Below are 21,549 nucleotides of genomic sequence, written 5' to 3' on the forward strand. Positions count from 1 at the left end.
CTCAACAGAGGAGAAGACAATGCTGAACAAACTGAAGACATCTGCCGCCATCGTGGCGGTCGCCCTGATGGCGGCCGGCGCGCATGCGCAGGACCGGACGGAAGTACGCATCGCGTACGACACCATTCCTCCGACCATCGACCCCCACATGTCGACGGCCTACTCCACGATGGATTTTGCCGCCCAGATCTTCGAGCCGCTGGTGACGCTCAATGCCGATTACGAGCCGGAGCTCGTGCTGGCCGACTCCATCGAAGTGAGTGACGACGGCAAGACCTACACGATCAAGCTGCGCGAAGGCATCACCTTTCATAACGGCGAGCCGCTGACGGCCGATGATGCCGTGGCTTCGATGAACCGCTGGAAAGAGAAATCAATCCTCGCGCGCGGAACTCTGTCGGACGCAACCTTCGAAAAGGTCGACGACCTGACGCTCGAACTCAAGCTGGCCGAGGCTGCGCCGCTGACCCTGTCGGTCATCGGCAACCCGATGCAATTCGCCGGCATCATGCCGCAGGAAATCATCGAGAACGCCCCTGCACAGGGCGTGACCGAATACGTCGGCACCGGACCTTACGAGGTCGCCAACTGGGACACGGATCAGGAGATGCACCTCGCCAAGTTCGAGGATTACAGCTCCGTCGACACGGAGCCGAACGGGCTTGCCGGATCGAAGAACCCGGGCGTCGATGACGTCTACATGGAAATCGTGACGGACGATTCGACCCGCGTGTCGGGCCTACGGTCGGGTCAGTACGACATTGCCCTGCGCCTGCCGCATGACAATGCCGATCAACTGCTGAATTCGGACGACCTGAAGATCTTTGCAGAGGACTATGCTTTTCTTGGTATGTTCTTCAACAAGAAGAGCGGCCCGTTCACCGACATCAAGCTGCGCCAGGCTGTCGCCGCCGCGCTCGACATGAACGAAATTCTCTATGGCGCGCTGGGTAACGAGAAGTTCTATTCGCTCGAGCACTCGCTCGCCTCGCCGAACCAGGTGCTCTGGTACAACGACGCCGGAGAGGAATACTACAATCAGGACGACGCAGAGAAGGCTCGCAAGCTGATCGAGGAATCCTCCTACGACGGCGAAGAGCTGACCTTCCTGGTGACACGCGCCTACCCGCTGCACTTCTACGCGGCGGTCATCGTGCAGCAGCAGCTTCAGGAAGTCGGTCTGAACGTGAAACTTGCGGAATATGATTGGGCCACGCTGCTCGAATACCGCTCCGACCCGGAAGCATGGGACATGTTCGCCTCGGAGTTCACGTTCGAGCCGACGCCGATCAACGCGATCTTCCTGCACTCGCGCAACGAGTATGCCGGCTGGACGAACAGCCCGGAGGTCGACGCCCTGATCGAAGAGATCCGCGTGACCGAAGATCAGGACAAGGCGCTTGAACTGTTCACGGAGCTTCAGGCCGAGTTGATGGAGTACACGACCTACATTCGCTACGGCAACTACAAGCCGCTGCACGGTCTTTCAGCAAAGATCGAAGGGTTCACTGTCTCAAACAACATCATCCTGTCGAACCTGTCGGTTGCTGACTAAACAGAAATGACAACCAGCGAGGCGATGCGTCCGGCATCGCCTCGCGTCTGCCACCACTCGCCAAGGAATGCCCCATGTCGCGTCCCGCCACAGCTGATGTCACCCCGCAACCTGCTGCGGAACCGCTGCTGCGTGCCACGGACATCCGGCAGCATTTCCCGGTCCGCCGGGGATTCTTCAAGCCCAACGCCTATGTGAAAGCCGTCAACGGTGTTTCGTTCGACCTGATGGAAGGCGAAACATTTGGACTGGTCGGGGAATCCGGCTGCGGCAAGAGTACCCTGGGACGCACGCTCTTGCGGCTGATCGAACCGACAGACGGCGCGTGCTTTTATCGGAACGAGAACATCTTCGAGAAAACGCAGGCCGAGTTCGGCAAGTATCGCCGCGAACTCCAAATGGTGTTTCAAGATCCCTATTCGTCGCTCAATCCCAAGATGCGCGTCGGCTCGATCCTCGAAGAGGCCATGACCATCCACGGCATTGGCACACGTAAGGAACGCACCGATCGTGTGATCGATCTGCTCGAAACCGTTGGCCTGTCGAGCGAGCACTACTTCCGCTTCCCGCACGAGTTTTCCGGCGGTCAGCGGCAAAGGATCAACCTCGCCCGTGCGCTATCACTCACCCCCAAGGTGGTGGTCTGCGACGAGACTGTCTCGGCGCTCGACGTGTCGATCCAGGCGCAGGTCTTGAACCTGATGAAGCGCATTCGGAAGGAGTTCGACCTGTCCTACCTGTTCATTTCGCACGACCTGGGCGTGGTGAAATACATTTCCGACCGGATTGGCGTCATGTATCTCGGCAACCTGGTGGAGGTCGCCACCTCGAAAGAGCTTTTCGAAGCGCCGAAGCATCCCTACACGCAAGCGTTGATTTCTGCGCTGCCCAAGACGAATCCCAAGATCGACAAGCAGCGGATCAAGCTGTCGGGCGAGGTGCCCTCGCCCCTCAATCCGCCAAGCGGGTGCTGCTTTCACACGCGTTGCCCGCACGCGACCGACATATGCCGCAAGGTCGTTCCGACCTCGCGCACCATTTCCGGCACGCACAAGGCGGCCTGCCATCTTTACGAGGACAACGTGTGAGCATGTATCGGCACGTCGTCACTCCACTTGAGCTAAAGGATGGGACGCGCTCCCGGCACACGCGCCTGAATTCGGTGACGTGGGACCCGACATCGCGTGAGCTCATCTACCTTAGCAACGAAGCCGGGCTCACCGGCCTATGGAGCTGCGACCCGGCCACCGGCAAGCGCAAGGCGCTGACAGATCCTTACTTGAACGTCGTGCGGTATTGGCCGGTCGAAGATCCAGTCGTGAGACTGGTCCTTGCCTTAGACCCGGCATTCACCGAGAGAGAGCAACTTTTTCTTCTGCATCATGACGGTACACTGCGCGCATGGATCGAAGCGGAAGACGCCTACCACTATTTCGGCGGTCAACTTTTCGACGGCGTGGGGTTTTATGTCTCGAACAGTGCGTCGGACACCCGCCACCGCATCATGCAGGCGGATAGATCGACCGGCCGAGACCGAGAACTTTTCGCGTCGGATGCGGTGCTGACGACAGTAATGCCGCTCTCGTCAGAGCGCCTCTTGCTGCTTGAAGAATACACCAATATCGACCGGAGGTTCCGCGTCTTCGACACGCAGACCGGGGTGCTCACCGCGCTTGCCGCCGGATATGGCCGGATCGGTCAGATACGCCCCATTTCCGCGGATACTGTCATTTTTGCCGGTGATCTCGGCGGCGAAAGGGTCGGGCTTCACACCCTGAACCTTGATAGTGAAGCGGTGTACACCGTCTTGGAAAGGCCCGATCAGGACGTGCTGGCCTTTTGCGTTCATCCGACGACCGGTCGCATCGCCATGACTCTGAGCAAGGAATGCGCGTCGGAGCTCGTTACGACGACACTTGATGCGCCACACGTCGCGGTGGCGCTGACGCGTGAGCCGATCCACGTGCATTCCATGTGTTTCCTCGGTGAGGACGACTTGCTTACCGTAACCTCCGGGCCGTTCCAGCCACCCGAAGCACAAGTCCATGCGCTGGCGAAACCGGCCGAAGCGCCGGATGCCTCCTGCGCAACGACAGAGGCCGGCGCCGAAACGGTGGAGCGGTTCACCTCCTTCGACGGACGGGAAATCGAGTATGTGGTCATGGGCTCGCCCGACAGCGGGCGGGCGATGATCTATCTGCACGGTGGCCCCGAAAGCATGTTCGAGCGGTCTCATTCCCCGGTCCTCGAGCAACTCGTTGACAACGATGTGCTGGTCATCGCCCCGAATATCCGTGGCAGCGAGGGGTATGGTCGATGCTTCATCGGCCTCGATGACGGGAACAGGCGCACCGATGCTCTGGCGGATGTGATTGCCCTGCGTGAACATGTTCAGGCACGCCATGGGCTGGATGACGACAAGATCGGCGTTATGGGGCACAGCTACGGCGGGTTCATGACCCTGATGGCCATATCGCACCATCCCGGGCTCTGGGCTTGCGCGGTGGACATCGCAGGGATGTCCCATCTCGGTAATTTCCTGAAAACCGCGCCCGCCTGGCGGCGCAGGCTTCGCGCGATGGAATATGGCGACGCTGCCACGCATGCCGACTTCTTCGACGACACCGCGCCGCTCAACAAGGCCGGCGAGATCCGTTGCCCCCTGCTTATCCTGCATGGCGACAGCGACACGCGCGTCCCGACGACCGAGTCTTTGGCCATGGCTGAAGCCATGGCGGCGGAAAACAGGGATGTCGAACTTCGGTGGATCGAAGGAGAAGGGCACTTCCTGACCAGGCGCACATCGACCGAATGCGCGGCGTCGACGATCGTCGAATTCGTCAAAGCCAGACTTGCGACACCGAGCGAAACGCCTGGGCGCCCTGCGCATTCCTACTCCATTCCGGGGGCAACATGATCACCTATATCGTCAAGCGAATCCTGTCACTCATCCCTGTCCTTGGGGTGGTCGCCGTGGTCGTCTTCGCCCTCGTGCACCTCTCGCCGGGCGACCCCGCCAGCGTCATTCTCGGCCCCGACGCATCGGCTGCCGATATCGACCGCCTGCGCGAGGAACTCGGCCTGAACCGCCCGGTGCCGCAGCAGTTCTTCATGTGGCTCGGCAATGCGCTGACCGGGGATCTGGGCAATTCCCTCTATAACGGCACGCCGGTCACCGAGGTCTTCCTCAACTATTTTCGCCCAACGCTCTCGCTTGCCATCTTTGCCCAGATCATAGGCATCGTCGTGGCGTTGCCGATGGGCGTCTTCGCTGCTCTCAACAGGGGAAAAGGCGTGGACGGCGCGCTGATGAGCTTTGCCCTTGTTGGCATCTCGGTCCCGAGCTTCCTGATGGGTCTTCTGCTCATCCTGTTCTTTGCCGTCTTCCTCAACTGGCTCCCCGTCGCGGGCTATGCGCCACTGTCCGAAGGCCTTCTGACACATCTCGAATTCCTGTTGCTGCCGGCAATCTCTCTGGGCTTCATCCAGGCGGCGCTCATCACCCGCATCACCCGCTCCGCGATGCTCGAGGTGATGAACAACGCCTATGTCAAAACGGCGCGGGCCAAGGGCCTGCCGCGCGCTGCCATCGTGATCAAGCACACCCTGCGCAACGCCTTCATCCCCATCCTCGAGATCATAGGACAAACCTTCACCACGCTCATCGCCGGCGCCGTTGTGGTCGAGTTCGTCTTCAACATACCCGGGCTGGGGCAGCTCATCGTCAATTCCGTCGAGCGTCGCGACTTCCCGGTAATCCAGGGCACAGTCCTTCTCGTTGCCTTCGGCTATGTGCTGATAAATCTCATCATCGACCTGATCTACGGAATCGTCGACCCGCGCGTGAGGCTTGACCAATGACCGATACGCCCCCCACTGCCGAAGAGCTCAAAGCGGCGAAAAACCGGCTGAAGCAGGAACAGCGCAGCCTGACGATAAAACGATTCATGGCGAACAGGCTGGCGGTTTGCGGCCTTGGTCTTACCGTCGTGATCTGCCTCGTTGCCTTTCTCGGGCCGCTGATCTCGCCGCACGGTCCGCTCGACATCAATCCGATCAACCGCCTGAAGCCGCCATCAATGGAAAACTGGATGGGCACCGACAACTTTGGCCGGGATATCTATGTCAGGGTCATGTACGGGACGCGCGCCTCGCTTCTGATCGGTTTCAGCGTTGCCTTGCTATCCTCGGTGATCGGTGTGGCGATCGGCCTGTACTCGGCCTATTTCAAGCCGCTCGATCACTTGCTGATGCGCATCACCGATGGGCTTATGGCCTTTCCGGCGATCCTGCTGGCGATTTCGGTGATCGCCGTGTTCGGACCTACGACGCAGAACGTGATCCTGACTCTGGTGGTTGTCTACACGCCGTTGATCGCGCGGGTGGTGCGGTCCAATGCGCTTGTGGTCAAGGAGCAGCCCTATATCGAGGCGCTTCATGCCCTGGGCTCCAGCACGACCCGGATCATCTGGCGGCACATCTTCCCGAACACCGTTTCCTCGCTGATCGTCCAGGCCAGTTTCGTCTTCGCTGTCTCCATCATCACCGAGGCCATGCTGAGCTTCCTCGGCGTGGGCATTCCCGCACCGCACCCGAGCCTCGGCAACATCCTCTATGACGGGAAGAACGTCATCACCTCCGCCTGGTGGATGACCGTCTTTCCCGGCGCGATGATCATCGGGATCGTGCTGGGACAGAACATCCTCGGCGACGGTCTGCGCGACTTCCTCGATCCGCACACGAACAAGGCCGTGTCCAAACGCTAATCCGAAAGAAAGGGCTTCGACATGTCCGCGTCTCACGTCATTGATGTCCAAAACCTGCGAACGCATTTCCACACCGAGAAGGGCCGGGTTACCGCCGTGGACGATGTGTCGTTTCACGTCGAACGAAACGAAGTTCTCGGTGTCGTCGGGGAATCGGGCTGCGGCAAGAGTGTGACGTCAGAGGCGATCATGCAGCTTCTCAATACCGATATCACCGACTTCGAGGGTGAGATCATGTTCGACGGCGAGAACCTTCTCACGCTGGATGAAGACAGGCTTGCCCGGATCCGGGGCAAGGACATCTCGATGATCTTTCAGGATACGACCAGTTCGTTGAACCCCCTCTACACCGTTGGAGATCAGATTATCGAGGCATTGCAGACCCATGGCCGCCGTAACCGCAAGGCAGCCGCAGAGGCCGCTCTGAAAGTGGTGTCTGCCACCGGTATACCTTCGCCGGAAAAGAGGCTGCGGGAATACCCTCACGAGCTCTCGGGCGGTATGCGACAGAGGATCATGATCGCCATGGCCCTCGTGTGCGAACCCAAGCTTCTGATCGCGGACGAGCCGACCACCGCACTGGATGTCACCACACAAGCCCAGATCCTCGATCTGATCGTTCAGATGAAAAGCGATCTTGATATGGGGGTGATTTTCATCACCCACGACATGGGCGTTGTCGCCGAGATCTGCGATCGCGTCGCCGTCATGTACCTTGGCCAGGTGATCGAGGACAGCACGGTGGAAAGCCTGTTCGAAGCGCCGCTGCATCCTTACACCAAGGGTCTGATGCAGGCGATGCCCACAATCGAGAGCGATCCCCAGGCCGATCTTTACACGATCAAGGGCAAGGTCCCGTCCCTGTCCGACGTGCCCAAAGGTTGCCGGTTCGCGGCACGCTGCCCCTACGCGACGGACAAGTGTGTTTCGGAGGCCCCGTCGCTGGAAGTGGCGACAGAGGGGCACAAGGTTCGCTGCTGGCATTGGAAAGCGATTGCCGAGGGCAATGCGCCGGCACATGAGAAGGCCGCAGAGATGACCTGAGAGAGGTCATTCTTCCAGAATTCCCATCCCCTTCAACCGGGCGACCTGCAATTGTATCTCGGTGAACATGGATTCCGAAACCTGACTGACGGGAACGCCGTCGGGTGTCAGGAAGACAAGATCCCACTCGATCCTGGGTACAAGCCTCTTTGATACAACGGATGTGCCCGCGAGAAGCAGTTCCGCGAACGGGTCGACAATCGCGACACCCACACCTCGATCGACAAGGGCGCAAGCCCCGCGCATGGTGCCCATTTCCACGACGGTGCGGCGGTCCTTGCTTTCGGTCTGGATCACTTCATCGACGCGTTTCCTCAGCGGGCTGTCAGGCATGAGGTCGATGAAATCCTCGTTGTGCAGCATGTCTTGCGATATTTTATCCTGCTTTGCCAACGGGTGGTCCCGGTGCATGATGCAACGCGCCTCGCACCGTGCGAGCTTGCGTACCTGCGCGCTGTAATTCCCGGCCTCGAGCGTAATTCCCAAGGCAACATCGCAGTATTTCTTGTCGAGCGTCCTGAGCAACTCGCGCATGCCGACGTCGAGAACGCGAATCCCGACATCGGGGTGGGTTTCATGAAAGCTGCGGATGGCGTCGAGTAGAAACGTATCCACGAAGGTCGGCTGCGAGGCGACAACAATGTTGCCAAGCTGGTTGTTCGCGATGGCCGCGGCATCCTGAGTGGTTTCCCGCACCTGCGAGATCAGGCGCATGACCGAAGCGTGGTACAGGTGCGCTTCCGGTGTGGGCTTCAGCTGGTTTCGTTTCTTTTCGAATAGGGCGAAGCCGAGTTTGCCTTCAAGCGTGCCCAGAAGTCTCGAGATCATGGGCTGGCTGACCCCGATTTCTTCTGACGCGGCCTTCATCGTGCCGTACTTCATATATGCGTCGAACGCTTCGAGTTCCCGGAGTTTCAATTGGGCTTTCTCCTGCTTGGTACCGGAGAGATATCCTGCCTTGGACTGTTTGTCTTTCGATTCCGAGGCCGGGAAAACGTGAAGCCCGGCGAAGGGGAGAGCAGGGCCATGGCGTGAAGAAGGCAGAACTTTCCTCTCTGAAACGAACGCCCTGTGCTACCGGGCAAAGGCCACGTCCCTCTACCTCAAAGGGTATGGAGGTGCGCAATTCAGCGCGACGCGTGTGTTTCTGAGAGATCGTGGCCGTGGCACTCAGATTAAGTTGACTTAAATTATAAGGTTTAGTACGGACCGTATCGGAAGCAAATTCCGAACAAGCCAGCCCCCGTGCGCCCGCTATCAACAATAAACGCGCAGAGGGATGGAAAATGTCCAAGCCACTGAATGTTGCGGTGCGCCTCATGGCGGGCCTGTTCTTGGGGGTGTGCCCGGCCACGTTGGTGTCGGCGCAGTCTGGTCACGTAGAACTGGGGACGATAACACTGAAAACGGACCGTGCAGGCGGGCAGGTGCTCGATGTACCAGCCAATGTCACGGTGATCGACGAAGAGGACCTGGAAGATCGGCACATCACCGATATGGAGGAACTGGTCCGCAACGTGCCAGGCGTGACCGCGCCGCGCCAAACCTCCGGTACCGATCCGTTCAGCACGTTCGGCGGTTTCACCATCCGCGGGGTCGGCGGGAACCGCGTGGCCATGCAGGTCGACGGCTCGCGTGTCCCCGAGCGGATCATCGACGGCACGCGGGATTACCTGGATTTCAGCTTCACGAAGCAGGCAGAGATCGTGCGCGGCCCGGCTTCGGTGCTCTGGGGTGCCGATGCCCTCGGCGGCCTGGTGGCACTTGAAACTCTTGACCCCGAAGATCTGCTCGACGGCCGGGACAGCGGGCTGAACGTCAAGGGTGGTTTCGACAGCTTCGACAGCAGCACCGACGTCTCTCTCACCTTCGGCCAGCGCTTCACGGACGACCTTTCGATCCTCGTCGGCCTCAAGCGCAGCACGGCGAACGAGCCGGAATTGTCGAACGCCCGGGATGATGGCGGCATTTACGGCTGTCCCCGGAATATCGGCTTCGGTGCGATCCCCTGTGGCGAATTCGACCCGATGAGCACCGAGTCCACGCGCACTCTGGCCAAGCTGGTCTGGACTCCCGGCCAGAACCACCGCTTCGAATTCAGCGCCGACATTACCGGCCGCGAAACCGATGTGCGCCAGCTTGCCTCGCTGGGCCCCGTCTTTTCAACCGTCACCGGCTTGCCTACCGGTGAGGTCATCAACCAGAAAGACCGGTTCCTCGACCTCTACCGCGAGCGCTATGCGGTCGAGCACAGCTATACCCCTGGTGGCGTAACGCGAGAGTTGCGTACCACCTTCGCCTATACGCCCAACGGATACTCCCGCACCGGCACCGAAGCCTCTACCTCCGCCGCAGGCGACAGCATCATCACGCGAGATTTCCTGGGCTATTCCGAGGATTTCTACGAGCTCGACGTTCAAGCCACGTTCGACTTCATGCTGGGCCAGACCGAGCACGAGCTGATCATGGGCTTCGACGGCGACGTGGCGCGTACCGATTACCAGCGGCGCGATATTGAGACCAATCTGACGACGGGCGTCGTCACCGATACGCGTGCGGGCGGCTTCAACTTTGCCAACGCCACTACGACCCGGGCTGACGTCTACGTGCAGGACCAGATCACCTTCGCCAACGGCGCGTTCGAACTGACGCCGGGACTGCGCTTCGCCACCTACAGGATCGAACCGCGCCCCGACGCCAACTATCTGGCCGTGCCGGGCAAGGAGCCGCGCACGCGCGAAGAAGAGCGCCTGCTCGCCAGCCTCGGGGCGATCTACAGGTTCGACGATACTTGGTCGGTCTGGGGCAAGTACGGCGAGGGCTTCAAGATGCCCACCGCGCAACAGCTCTACACCTCGTTGCCCGGCGCCTTCTTCAACCTGATCCCCGCGCCCAATCTGCGCCCGGAAGAGGTCAAAAGCTACGAGCTCGGCCTCCGCTTCGAGAAGCCCCTCGGCTTCTTCGCCATCAACGGCTTCTACGCCCAGTATGACGACTTCATTCAGGATTTCTACAACCCGCCGGGCACAACCGACTATACCTACCGCAACATCTCGAAGGTCGACATCTGGGGGATCGAGGCCTCGGGTGCGTGGCAATTCACCGATCGCACCGGCGTCGATTTCTCGGCCGCGTGGCAGAAGGGTCGTCAGAAGGTTTCGCCCGCGGCGGTCGAAACGCCGCACACCCTGCCGCCGCTCACCGCGACCGTTGCGCTCAAGCATGAGTTCCCGGCTCAGAAACTCACGCTGGAAGGTGTGGCGACATTCGCCAGCGACGTGAAGGAGACAGCAAACCCCACCGACTTCAAACCCGACGGCTACGCGCTGCTCGATCTCTACGCCAAATGGGAGGTCGTCGATAATGGCTTCGTGAAGTTCGGTGTACAGAATGTCTTCGACACGCGTTACTTCGTGCCCAATGCCGCGACCTACAGCACGACCGCATCGTCAAGCGTGGCGCGCACCAACCCGATCGAGCTGCAGACCGGGCCTGGCCGGACCTTCATGGTCAGCTTCGACAAGACCTTCTAGATGCGCGCCGTATTCCAGCGCATCTATCGCCTGACCCGACTCGCGGCCTCCGGGCCGCGGGCCTGGGTCGGGCTTACCATGTTCGGCTCGGTGCTCGGCCTGCAATTCGCCGACATCTGGGTCGATGTGCAGATGATCGCCTGGTACAAGCGGTTCTACGACGCGCTGGAAAACCTCGACGCGTCCGCCGCAATCCGCGAACTCTGGGTCTTCGGCGCCATCGTCCTCCTGTCGTCCATGATTTTCCTGCTGGGCGACTACATCCGCAAGCGGCTGCTCCTGCGCTGGCGGGCGCAGCTCACCGACCGCGCCCTCGATGCCTGGACGAACGGGCACGCTTACTGGCACCTGCGCCCGGGGCTCTCGCCCAAGTCCGTCGACAACCCCGACCAGCGCATCGCGCAGGATTGCCGCCTCTACATCGAGCTTCTGCTGCAGGAAACGCTCGACCTGATCGGCCGCATCGTGGCGCTGGTCTCCTATGTCGTGATCCTCTGGAACCTCTCCGACTTCGTCCTGCACCTGCCGATCTTCGGCCGCGAATTCGCCATTCCCCATTACCTCGTCTGGCTGGCCTTCCTCTACGTGGCGGTCTCGAGCCTGTTCACCCACCTGATGGGCCGTCCACTGAAATCGCTCGTCTTCCGGCAGGAACGGCGCGAGGCCGATTTCCGCTACGCGCTGGTTCAACTGCGCGACAACGCGGGCGAGGTTGCCCAGTCCGCGGGCGAGCCGGCCGAACGCCGCCGTCTCGCGCAGCGCTTCGATGGCATCCGTCACAACTGGTATCGCCTCATCGGGCGCGAGTTCATCCTCGGCCTCTTCACCCGGCCCTATTACCAGTCGATCCTGCGCATCCCGCTCTTCTTCTCGCTGCCCGCCTATTTCGCCGGCGCGGTCACGCTGGGCGGGCTGATGCAGCTCTCCAGCGCCTTCGGCCGCGTGACGCAAACGCTCAGCTGGTTCATCTTCTCCTACCGCGACCTGGCCGAGTTCGCCGCCGTCGCCGAACGGCTCGACGACCTCTTCGCCAGCGCCGACCGACCGCCGCCGATGCCCGGCGCGGCCCGCGACATCATCCGCACCACCGCCTCCGACGACGCGCTGCACGTGCGCGGCCTGCGCCTGGTCACGCCGCAGGGCAGGGCGCTTTTCCCGGTGCCCGACCGCACCATCTACCCCGGCGAGCGGGTCTGGATCGCCGGCGCCTCGGGGCAGGGGAAAAGCACGCTGCTCGCGGCTGTCTCGGGCGTCTGGCCCTATGGCGAGGGCCAGATCGACCGCCCGGCGAACCGCATCCTTTACCTGCCGCAGAAACCGCACCTCTTCGGCGAGGGGCTCGCCGCCGCCGCCTGCTACCCGGAAGATCCCGCGGATTTCGCACCCGAGCGCATCCGCCAAGTGCTGTCCCAGTTGGGCCTCGACCACCGCCTGCCGGCGCTGGACGATGACGGCCCCGGCGCGCTCGAAGGGCTGTCGATGGGCGAACGCCAGCGCCTCGCGCTGGCCCGCGTGCTGCTGCTCCGCCCCGACTGGGTGGCCCTCGACGAGGCCACCAGTAGCCTCGACGCCACCGCCGAGGCCGAGATCCTGTCGCTGATCAACCGCTCGCTTCCCGACACCGCGATCCTCTGCGTCTCGCACCGGGATCCGTTCCCGCTCGCCCCCTATTCGATCTGGCAGATCGGCCTGCCGCAACAGGACCAGACCCAACAAAGGAACACCGCATGACCCAAGCTGCGCAAGACACCGTTGAAACCGCCATGGGCCGCTGGCGCCTCGACGGGGCCGACCCCGCCGCCATCCTGCAACACCTGCCGAAGATGGATCGGGTGATGCTCGCCATCCGTCTCGAAAATTTCATGCATGAACGGCTCGGCACGGTCGACAGCGTCACCGTCGAAGGCGGCCGCATCCAGATCACCGGCCCCGAACAGGCCGCCAACCTGCCGGCCGACGCCTTCGCCTCTGTCGTGCTCGACATCAGCACGATCATGCGCGACAAGCTCTACCCCCGGCTCGAATTCCTCGACGCCGCGGGCGAGCGCATCTTTTCCGTGACCGGGCTCGAGGGCGCCGCACCCATGGAAACCGCGCTCGACGGCCTCGCTCGCACCACGCTGCCCGCCAATCCGCCCGCCCCCCGTGACGAGACCGCCGAACCGGCCGAGATCGACCCCGCAGACCCCGGCCTCGCCCTTCTCGAAAAGCTGCAGGAAAGCGCCCAGCCGGTCACCATCACCGCAGAGTTTTCGGGCCTCACGCAAAGCTGGCAGGGTACGATCGAGAAAATCGTGCCGATGGGCGGATATATCAACGTCATGACCAAGGGCTTCCACCTTCACCTCGCCGGCGGCAGCGTTGCGGGCTGGGAAACCGATGCCAACGGCCACCGTGCGCTCGACGCGGATGGCGCGCCCACCGGCCTTCTCGTGGTGCCGTCATGAGGGCGGGTGAGTGGTTCGAGCCCGGCACCGGGACGTCGCTCGCTTACTCTGACGTGCTGGCACGTGCCGCACGTGCCCCGGCAGTCCTGCTGGGCGAGACCCACGACCGCGCCGACATCCATCGCTGGCAGTTGCATGTTTCCGCAGGGTTATTGGGGTGCGGTCGCCCCCTTGTCATGGGCTTCGAAATGTTCCCGGCGCGCCTCAATCCAGTGCTGGCCGAATGGGTGGCTGGCGGGTTGAGCGAGACGGCGTTCCTCGAGCGCGCCGAGTGGGTGGAAGTCTGGAATTTCCCTCCGGACCTGTACCTGCCTCTCTTCCGGTTCTGCCGCGACACCGGAACGGAGATGATCGGCCTCAATTGCCGAAGGGCGCTTGTCAGCGAAGTTGGCAAGCTTGGATGGGACAACATCGAAGAAGAGGCGCCGGAAGGCCTGACGCCTGCGCGATCAGCTACGCCGGAATACCGCCAGTATCTTTTCGAAGTGACAGGCGGCGCGCGGCCCGATCGGCAGGCTAAATCCGCTGAAGACCCGGCTTTCGACCGGTTCGTCAGGGCCCAGCAGACCTGGGACCGATCCTTTGCCTGCCGGATAGCGACGCGGGCGAAACAGGACGATGAACCGCTGGTGATCGGCATCATCGGGCGTGGACACCTGGAATTCCGCGGCGGCACCCCGTTCCAGCTGGATGATCTCGGGTTAAACGGTGCTGCCGTGTTGCTCCCGTGGGACAAGGACATGCCGCATATGAAAGGGCAGGGCGACGCTCTCTGCTGCATGCCCGATGGCAAGGAGAGGATCTCGCGCTCAGACCCGAAAGGTGATGTCAGTGCAGCCTGACTACCTGTCCAAGCGGGAGTGACGCTTCCCGTTATCCATCAAGCAGGCTCGCCCGAAGGTCGAGCTTGCTGTCTTCCTTGGAAGAGAAATCCAATCGGCTTTCGATCCCGCGCAAGTGGCTGTCCATAAGGGTCGAGGCCTCGCCTCCTTTGCCCTCGAGGATCAGCTCGGTCAGCCTGGTGTGTTCTTCCAGTTCCGCCTCGTCCGGGTTCTTTGCCTCGTAAACCGCGATGATCAGCGAGGAACGGGCGATCAGTTCGCGAACGAAATGCGCCATGATCGGGCTGTCGGCCTGGTCGGCAAGCACCTGGTGATATTTGCCGCAGCGCTTGATGACCTGCACCACGTCGCCGGCTGCCCGGGCGATGTTCTCGTGCTGCAGGTGAGCATGCATGGCCTCGCGAATCGTGTCACTTGCAGTCTCGGCTGCGCGGGCGGCCAGGTGGCACTCGATCACCCGGCGGGCACGGAAAACCTCGCGTGCTTCCTCGACAGAGGGCTGGGCCACGAAGGCCCCGCGATTGGCTACGAGGGTGACCACATGGTCGGCCGCGAGACGCGAGAGAACTGCCCGCATGCGGGTGCGTCCGATGCCGAAGATGTCGCATAGCTCATCTTCCTTCAGGTGCGTTCCCGGTGCGAGATTGTGGTCGACGATCGCGTCGAAAATTCGGTTGTAAATCTGGTCACTATCTACGGTTTCGGCGCCTCCGGACGCTGTGGCAAGAGTCGATGTCTTGTTCATGATGCCTCTCTCTCCGGCGTCGCGTGATGGCTGCGGCGAACGTGCCGCGTAAGGCCCCGTGCAAACCGCCAAGCCAATACGTGCGATCATACCGTATACAATGGTTGTATGAAAGCTGTTCAAATATTGTGTACGATTTTATTTTACTTTTGTACACAATTATGAAAACCTTTGGTCATTGGCCCTGGTGCAAGCACATCACTCAACCGGGCCGCCGCCCCAGAAACAGCGCCTTAAGAAGCGCGCGGGGCATTCACAAACCAACGGGAGTTGCAGATGAACTTCAGACTTTTCACCGGAACCGCGGTCGCGGCCCTGGGCCTCAGCCTCAGCCTTGCATCGGCGAACACGCTGCGCATGGCCGATTCCACCGATATCGCCGCGATGGATCCGCACTCCATGACGGAGAGCAACACGATCGGCTTTCTCAACCATGTCTACGAGGGGCTGGTGCGCTACAACGAAAACCTGGAGGTCGAGCCGGCGCTCGCCGAGTCGTGGGAATTCGTCGAGCCGACACGCGTGCGTTTCAAGCTGCGCGAGGGCGTGACATTTCACAATGGCAACCCCTTTACCGCGGATGATGTCGTTGCCTCGCTCGAGCGGGCAAGCCACGACACGTCACCCGTCAAAAGCAACCTGCCCGGGCTAGAGCGCGCCGAGAAGGTCGATGACTTGACGGTCGATCTCGTCCTGAAAGGGCCGGATCCGATCGTGCTCAACTACCTCACCAACATCTACATCCTCGACAAGGAGTGGATGGAAGAGCACGATGCCCTGCTCCCCGCCGACATGCGCCGCGGCAAGGAGAACTATGCCGTCGCCAATTCCAACGGCACCGGCCCCTTCGTCCTCGAAAGCCGCCAGCCGGATGCGCGCACGGTCCTGACCGTGAACGAGGGCTGGTGGGACGAGCCCCGGCACAACCTGACGCGGATCGAGTTCAGCCCCATCGGCTCCGATGCCACGCGCATCGCTGCACTGCTCTCAGGCGAATTGGATTTCATCACGCCGGCGCCACTTCAGGATATCGAGCGGATCAACCGGGCGAGCGGTGTTTCCGTGATCGAGACCCCCAGCCTGCGGACGATCATGCTGGGCCTGAATTATGCGGATACGTTGCACAATTCGAACCTCACCGACGACAACCCTCTGAAAAAGCAGAAGGTGCGCGAGGCTCTGCAACTTGCGATCAACATGGAGCTGATCCGCGACAAGATCATGCGTGGCCGGTCACGCAACGCAGGCCTACTCGTGGCGCCGCAGGTTCCGGGCTTTGACGAGGCGCTGGATACGCGCCCCGCTGCCGATGCGGATGCCGCCCGGGCCCTTCTGGAAGAGGCCGGCTACCCCGACGGGTTCGAGGTGGGGCTCGACTGCCCGAACGACCGCTATGTCAACGACGAGGAAATCTGCCAGGCGATCACTGCCATGTGGGCCCGCATCGGGGTCGATGCGCAACTGACGGCGCGGACCAAGTCGAAGCACTTCGAGAAGGTGCTCGCCGGCGGTGGTGACATCTACATGGTGGGCTGGGCGACGCTGCCGATGCTCGACAGCTACAGCGTCCTCTCGGCCCTGCTGCACACGCCCGGCGACCGTATGGGCGCTTGGAACCCCGGCGGATATTCGAACCCCGAGATCGACGCGCTGACCACCAAGATCGCGACCGAACTCGACGAAGAAAAGCGAACGCAGATGATGAAGGATGCGTTGAAGATCGCGCGCGACGACGTCGCCATCATCCCGCTGCACCAGCAGCCGCTGGCCTGGGCCGTACGCGACGGGGTCAACCTGAGCGTCACCGCGGATAACAAACCGCGCCTCTGGTACGCCACCATCGACTAAGGTGGGTCATGGCCCGGCCCGCGCGGAACCTCTCCCGACCGCGCGGGCCGACGGCCGAGACATACGCGACCACATCAAACCCAACATCCGGAGTCCGTTCCCATGACAGCCTTCATCCTCCGGCGTCTGATCCAATCCATCCTGGTCATGCTGGCCGTGGCCCTGATCGCCTTCACCATGTTCCGCTTCGTCGGCGACCCGGTGAACAGCATGCTGCCCGAAAACGCCACCGCCGAAGAGCGGCAGGATCTGCGCGAACAGCTTGGCCTGAACGCCCCCGTCACGACCCAGTTTGCACGCTTCGTCACTGGCGCGGCGCAGGGCGAATTCGGCATTTCCTACCGCAACAAGCGCCCGGTCAGCGACCTGATCGCCGAGCGCCTTCCGGCGACACTGGAACTGGTGCTGGCCGCCGCGATCTTCGCGCTGGCGATGGGGGTGCCGATGGGTATCTACACGGCACTCCACCGAAAGGGTTTTCTCAGCAATTCCATGCAGATCCTGTCGCTGATCGGCATATCGGTGCCCACCTTCGTGACCGGTATCCTGCTGATCCTCGTCTTCTCGGTCTGGCTGAACTGGCTGCCCTCCTTCGGGCGCGGCGACGTGGTCCAGATCGGCTGGTGGTCGACCGGCCTGCTGACATGGAGTGGCCTGAAATCGCTGGTGCTTCCGGCAATCATGCTGGGCCTCTTCCAAGTAACGCTGATCATGCGGCTTGTGCGGGCCGAGATGCTCGAGACCCTGCGTTCCGATTACGTGCGCTTTGCCCGGGCCCGGGGCCTGACCAACCGCGCCGTGCATTTCGGACATGCGTTCCGCAACACGCTGATGCCGGTGATCACCATCGTTGGGCTGCAACTGGGCGCGATGATCGCCTTCGCCATTATCACCGAGACCGTCTTCCAATGGCCCGGCATGGGCCTTCTGTTCATCCAGGCCGTCAGCTTTGGCGACATCCCGGTGATGTCGGCCTACCTCGTGTTGGTCGCGCTGGTTTTCGTGGTCATCAACATGATCGTAGACCTGCTCTACTTCGCCATCGATCCGCGCCTGTCGATCCGCGCGGGCCGCGCCTGATCCAAGGAGACCAGACCCATGGCAACCCTCATCGGAAAACACTCACGCCTCACCGCCTTTTTCGAAAGCGACCTGTTCTACAACTTCCGCACCTCGCGGATCACCGTGATCGCGTTCATCGTGACGATCGGCATGGTCCTCGCCGCCGCGCTGGCGCCGTGGATCGCGCCGCATGACCCGTTCGACGTCTCGACCCTCAGCCTTCTGGACAGCGAACTGCCCCCGGCCTGGGTCGAGGGAGGGGATGCCCGCTTCCTGCTGGGCACCGACAACCAGGGGCGCGACGTATTCTCGGCCATCCTCTACGGCTCGCGCATCTCGCTGGCGGTGGGCTTCATCAGTGTTGCACTGGCCATGGTGCTGGGCGTCATCGTCGGCCTCGTCAGTGGCTATTTCGGCGGCATCGTCGATGCCTTCTTCATGCGCATCGCCGACGTCATGCTGAGCTTCCCCACCATCCTCGTCGCCCTCCTCGTCAGCGGCATCGCGCGGGGCATCCTGCCACGCGAACTGCATGACAGCGCGGCGCTGGTGGTGCTGATCTTCGCCATCACCATCACCACCTGGGTGCAATATGCCCGCACCGTGCGCGGCTCGACGCTGGTCGAGAAGAACCGCGAATACGTGCTGGCCGCCCAGCTCGTGGGCCGCCGGCCGCCGGCGATCATCTTCAGCCACATCCTGCCCAACGTGATGGGCCCGGTGCTGGTGATCGCGACCATCAACCTCGCCATGGCGATCCTGATCGAAGCGACGCTGTCGTTCCTCGGCGTCGGCATGCCGCCGACGAACCCCTCGCTCGGCACGCTGATCCGCGTCGGCAACGAGTACCTGTTCTCGGGCGCCTGGTGGATCGTGATCTTCCCCTCGCTGACGCTTGTGGTGCTGGTGCTGGCGGTAAATCTGCTGGGCGACTGGCTGCGCGACGCGCTCAACCCGAAACTGCGCTGAGGAGACGGAGATATGCAAACCATGACCCATTCCGCCGACCCGCTTCTGCAGGTGCGCGACCTGTCGATCGCCTTCGACACCCGCCACGGGCCGCTGCGCGCCGTCGACAACATCACCTTCGATCTCGCCCCGGGGGAAATCCTCGGCATGGTCGGGGAATCCGGCGCCGGCAAATCGCTGACGGGCACCGCGATCACCGGCCTTCTGGAACGGCCCGGCCATATCAGCGGCGGCGAGATCCATTTCGAGGGCCGGCGCATCGACACCCTGTCGAAGGATGCGATGCGCCCGCTGCGGGGCCGCAAGATCGGCGCGATCTTCCAGGATCCGCTGACCAGCCTGAACCCGCTACTGACCGTGGGCAAGCAGCTGGTCGAAACGATCCAGACGCATATGTCCATGTCGAAGGAGGCCGCCCGGAAACGCGCCATCGACCTTCTGTCCGAGGTCGGTATTCCGGCCCCGGAACAGCGAGTGGATCACTATCCGCACCAGTTCTCGGGCGGGATGCGACAGCGGGTCGTCATCGCGCTCGCGCTTTGCGCCGATCCAAAGCTGGTGATCGCCGACGAGCCCACCACGGCGCTCGACGTCTCGATCCAGGCGCAGATCCTTGCCCTGCTAAAGAAGATGTGCCGCGAGCACGGAGCGGCGGTGATCCTCGTCACCCATGACATGGGCGTCATCGCCGAAACCGCAGACCGCGTGGCCGTGATGTATTCCGGCCGCCTGGTCGAGATCGGGCCGGTCGAACAGGTCGTGAAAAACCCGCGCCACCCCTACACCAAGGGGCTGATGGGCTCGATCCCCGTCGTCGGCGGCGGGCTGAAGCGGCTAACCCAGATCGACGGTGCCATGCCCCGGCTGACCGACCTGCCGTCGGGCTGCGCCTTCCACCCCAGGTGCCCCAAGGCCACCGAGGCCTGCACCCGCGTGAAACCCTCTGCCGTGAAGGTGGAGGACGGGCAGGTTGCCTGCCTGTTGTATGAAGGAGCCCAGTGATGCAGACCGTAACGAACCAAGGCGACGCACCGCTTCTGTCCATCACCGGAATGAAGAAGCATTTCGACCTCTCGCCGCCGCTTCTGAACCGGGTGATCGAGCGCAAGCCGGTGCAGCATCTGCGCGCCGTCGATGGGCTGGATATCGCCGTGCCGAAGGGCAAGACCTTCAGCCTCGTGGGCGAGTCTGGTTGCGGTAAGTCGACGGTGGCCAAGCTGGTGGTCGGGCTCTACGGGCCGACCGAGGGCAAGGTGATCTTCGACGGGGCCGACCTGACCGATCTCGAAGCCTCGCAGCGGGCCGAGTACCGCCGGCGCATCCAGATGATCTTTCAGGATCCCTATGCCAGCCTCAACCCGCGCTGGCGGGTGCGGGACATCATCGCCGAGCCGCTGCGCTCGTTCGGGCTGGTGGGCTCGAAGCAGGAGGAGCGTGACGAGGTCGGGCGTCTGCTCGAACTGGTCGGGCTGAACGCACGCGACGGCGAGAAATTCCCGCACGAGTTCTCGGGCGGCCAGCGTCAGCGCATCTCGATCGCGCGGGCCATCTCCTCGCGCCCCGATTTCCTTGTCTGTGACGAGCCGACCTCGGCGCTCGACGTGTCGGTGCAGGCGCAGATCCTCAACCTGATGCGCGACCTGCAGGAGGAACTGGGGCTGACCTATCTCTTCATCAGCCATGACCTTGCCGTGGTCGATTTCATGTCGGATTACGTGGGCGTGATGTACCTCGGCCGGCTGGTCGAGGTGGGCCCGGCGGAGCAGGTCTTCCACAACCCGACGCACCCCTACACCCGCCTTTTGATGGACACGATTCCCGACATGGAGATGACCCGGCGTGACCGGGCGCCGGTGGCGGGCGAGGTGCCCAACCCGATCAACCCGCCGCCGGGCTGCACCTTCCACCCGCGCTGCCCGCTGGCCAATGCCCGCTGCAAGGCGGAGCCGCCGCAATTGCGGGCCATGCCGGGGGATGCGCGGGTGTCGTGCCATGCAGCCGAGGAAGGGCGCATACCGCCGCTGGTCAAGGGCCCGGCCGGGCTCGCCGCCGACGACGACGCGCCCGTGATGCAACTGCGCGCAAGCGCCGGAGGTGCCTGATGGAAGTCGATTTCACCAAGCTCGACCAGCGCGACCGCTACCGCCTGCTGTGCAGCTTCGTCGCCCCGCGCCCGATCGCCCTTGTCACCACGCTGGACAAGGACGGCACGTCGAACGCCGCGCCGATGAGCTTCTTCAACGTCTTCTCGCAGGATCCGCCGCTGGTGATCCTGGGGATACAGGTCAAGCCCGACGGCGCGCCGAAGGACACGATCACCAACATCCGCCGCAGCCGGGAATTCGTGGTGAACATGTGCGACATGGCCATTGCCCAGCAGATGGTGGATTGCGGTATCAACTTTCCGCAGAGCGTCGATGAGCTCGAGGTGACGGGCCTGTCGCTTGCCCCTTCGCGGCAGATTCAGCCGGGGTGGGTGGCTGAGGCGCCCTGTGCGATGGAGTGCCGGGTAGCGCAGATTCTCGAATATCCCCGGCGGTCGATTGTGCTGGGCGAGGTGGTTCAGATGCACGTGCGCGACGAATGTCTCGACGAGAACGGCCGCTACGTGCGCCCCGACAAGTACCAGCCCATCGCCCGGCTTCACGCCGACAATTACATCGTCTCGGACGACCAATTCGAGCTGTTGCCCACGGCCGCGCTGCAAAGCGCCCGCACTGCATGATGACCGAACAGGA

The 21,549-nt window shown here is 62.4% G+C and carries 18 protein-coding genes; 16 read left to right on the plus strand and 2 right to left on the minus strand.

Going from position 1 to position 21,549, the window contains the following annotated elements:
• Positions 1 to 19 precede the first annotated feature (19 nt).
• From RIdsm_RS06225 to RIdsm_RS06250, 6 genes are all read left to right on the plus strand, one after another.
• Positions 20 to 1,555 (plus strand): ABC transporter substrate-binding protein, encoded by a 1,536-nt coding sequence (locus RIdsm_RS06225; protein WP_057814557.1) that lies wholly within the window; start codon positions 20 to 22, stop codon positions 1,553 to 1,555.
• Positions 1,556 to 1,629: 74 nt separating this feature from the next.
• The gene (locus tag RIdsm_RS06230; protein ID WP_057814559.1) at positions 1,630 to 2,643 is read left to right on the plus strand and encodes an ABC transporter ATP-binding protein; all 1,014 of its coding nucleotides are present in this window, start codon (positions 1,630 to 1,632) and stop codon (positions 2,641 to 2,643) included.
• Between the two features lie 2 nt (positions 2,644 to 2,645).
• Positions 2,646 to 4,472, plus strand: a complete 1,827-nt coding sequence (locus RIdsm_RS06235; protein WP_057814561.1) for an alpha/beta hydrolase family protein — start codon at positions 2,646 to 2,648, stop codon at positions 4,470 to 4,472.
• Positions 4,469 to 5,416 (plus strand): ABC transporter permease, encoded by a 948-nt coding sequence (locus tag RIdsm_RS06240; RefSeq protein ID WP_057814563.1) that lies wholly within the window; start codon positions 4,469 to 4,471, stop codon positions 5,414 to 5,416. Before RIdsm_RS06235 ends, RIdsm_RS06240 begins: the two co-directional genes overlap by 4 nt.
• Positions 5,413 to 6,321 carry an ABC transporter permease gene (locus tag RIdsm_RS06245; RefSeq protein WP_057814565.1) on the plus strand — a complete coding sequence of 303 codons (909 nt, stop codon included), beginning with the start codon at positions 5,413 to 5,415 and terminating at the stop codon, positions 6,319 to 6,321. Before RIdsm_RS06240 ends, RIdsm_RS06245 begins: the two co-directional genes overlap by 4 nt.
• A gap of 21 nt (positions 6,322 to 6,342) precedes the next feature.
• Positions 6,343 to 7,365 carry an ABC transporter ATP-binding protein gene (locus RIdsm_RS06250; RefSeq protein ID WP_057814567.1) on the plus strand — a complete coding sequence of 341 codons (1,023 nt, stop codon included), beginning with the start codon at positions 6,343 to 6,345 and terminating at the stop codon, positions 7,363 to 7,365.
• 6 nt (positions 7,366 to 7,371) lie between these two features.
• On the opposite strand, the gene RIdsm_RS06255 is transcribed toward RIdsm_RS06250, so the two are convergent.
• Complete coding sequence (locus RIdsm_RS06255) at positions 7,372 to 8,247, minus strand: LysR family transcriptional regulator (RefSeq protein WP_064260305.1); 876 nt, start codon at positions 8,245 to 8,247, stop codon at positions 7,372 to 7,374.
• 545 nt (positions 8,248 to 8,792) lie between these two features.
• Here RIdsm_RS06255 and RIdsm_RS06260 point away from each other — a divergent pair.
• The 4 genes from RIdsm_RS06260 to RIdsm_RS06275 are packed head-to-tail and all read left to right on the plus strand — an operon-like array spanning position 8,793 to position 14,187.
• A complete protein-coding gene (locus tag RIdsm_RS06260) occupies positions 8,793 to 10,898 on the plus strand; it encodes a TonB-dependent hemoglobin/transferrin/lactoferrin family receptor (RefSeq protein WP_177228416.1) in 2,106 nt (701 codons plus the stop codon).
• Positions 10,899 to 12,629 (plus strand): ABC transporter ATP-binding protein/permease, encoded by a 1,731-nt coding sequence (locus RIdsm_RS06265; RefSeq protein WP_057814573.1) that lies wholly within the window; start codon positions 10,899 to 10,901, stop codon positions 12,627 to 12,629.
• Positions 12,626 to 13,345 (plus strand): ChuX/HutX family heme-like substrate-binding protein, encoded by a 720-nt coding sequence (locus tag RIdsm_RS06270; protein WP_074940184.1) that lies wholly within the window; start codon positions 12,626 to 12,628, stop codon positions 13,343 to 13,345. Before RIdsm_RS06265 ends, RIdsm_RS06270 begins: the two co-directional genes overlap by 4 nt.
• Entirely contained in the window at positions 13,342 to 14,187 is an 846-nt protein-coding gene (locus RIdsm_RS06275; RefSeq protein ID WP_057814577.1) for a ChaN family lipoprotein, read from the plus strand. The genes RIdsm_RS06270 and RIdsm_RS06275 overlap by 4 nt, the downstream gene beginning before the upstream one ends.
• Positions 14,188 to 14,218: 31 nt before the next feature.
• On the opposite strand, the gene RIdsm_RS06280 is transcribed toward RIdsm_RS06275, so the two are convergent.
• Complete coding sequence (locus RIdsm_RS06280; RefSeq protein ID WP_057814579.1) at positions 14,219 to 14,932, minus strand: GntR family transcriptional regulator; 714 nt, start codon at positions 14,930 to 14,932, stop codon at positions 14,219 to 14,221.
• 276 nt (positions 14,933 to 15,208) lie between these two features.
• Between RIdsm_RS06280 and RIdsm_RS06285 the strand changes: the two genes are divergently transcribed.
• From RIdsm_RS06285 to RIdsm_RS06310, 6 genes are all read left to right on the plus strand, one after another.
• Positions 15,209 to 16,780 carry an ABC transporter substrate-binding protein gene (locus tag RIdsm_RS06285; RefSeq protein WP_057814581.1) on the plus strand — a complete coding sequence of 524 codons (1,572 nt, stop codon included), beginning with the start codon at positions 15,209 to 15,211 and terminating at the stop codon, positions 16,778 to 16,780.
• 102 nt (positions 16,781 to 16,882) lie between these two features.
• Positions 16,883 to 17,860: an ABC transporter permease gene (locus RIdsm_RS06290; RefSeq protein WP_057814582.1), complete on the plus strand. Its 978-nt coding sequence runs from the start codon at positions 16,883 to 16,885 to the stop codon at positions 17,858 to 17,860.
• Positions 17,861 to 17,878: 18 nt separating this feature from the next.
• Positions 17,879 to 18,811, plus strand: a complete 933-nt coding sequence (locus RIdsm_RS06295) for an ABC transporter permease (RefSeq protein ID WP_057814583.1) — start codon at positions 17,879 to 17,881, stop codon at positions 18,809 to 18,811.
• Between the two features lie 12 nt (positions 18,812 to 18,823).
• The gene (locus tag RIdsm_RS06300) at positions 18,824 to 19,813 is read left to right on the plus strand and encodes an ABC transporter ATP-binding protein (protein ID WP_057814584.1); all 990 of its coding nucleotides are present in this window, start codon (positions 18,824 to 18,826) and stop codon (positions 19,811 to 19,813) included.
• The gene (locus tag RIdsm_RS06305) at positions 19,813 to 20,913 is read left to right on the plus strand and encodes an ABC transporter ATP-binding protein (protein ID WP_057814586.1); all 1,101 of its coding nucleotides are present in this window, start codon (positions 19,813 to 19,815) and stop codon (positions 20,911 to 20,913) included. Before RIdsm_RS06300 ends, RIdsm_RS06305 begins: the two co-directional genes overlap by 1 nt.
• Positions 20,913 to 21,536 (plus strand): flavin reductase family protein, encoded by a 624-nt coding sequence (locus RIdsm_RS06310; protein WP_057814587.1) that lies wholly within the window; start codon positions 20,913 to 20,915, stop codon positions 21,534 to 21,536. Before RIdsm_RS06305 ends, RIdsm_RS06310 begins: the two co-directional genes overlap by 1 nt.
• The last annotated feature ends 13 nt before the right edge of the window (positions 21,537 to 21,549 follow it).

The sequence above is a fragment of the Roseovarius indicus genome, assembly GCF_008728195.1.
Lineage (GTDB): Bacteria > Pseudomonadota > Alphaproteobacteria > Rhodobacterales > Rhodobacteraceae > Roseovarius > Roseovarius indicus.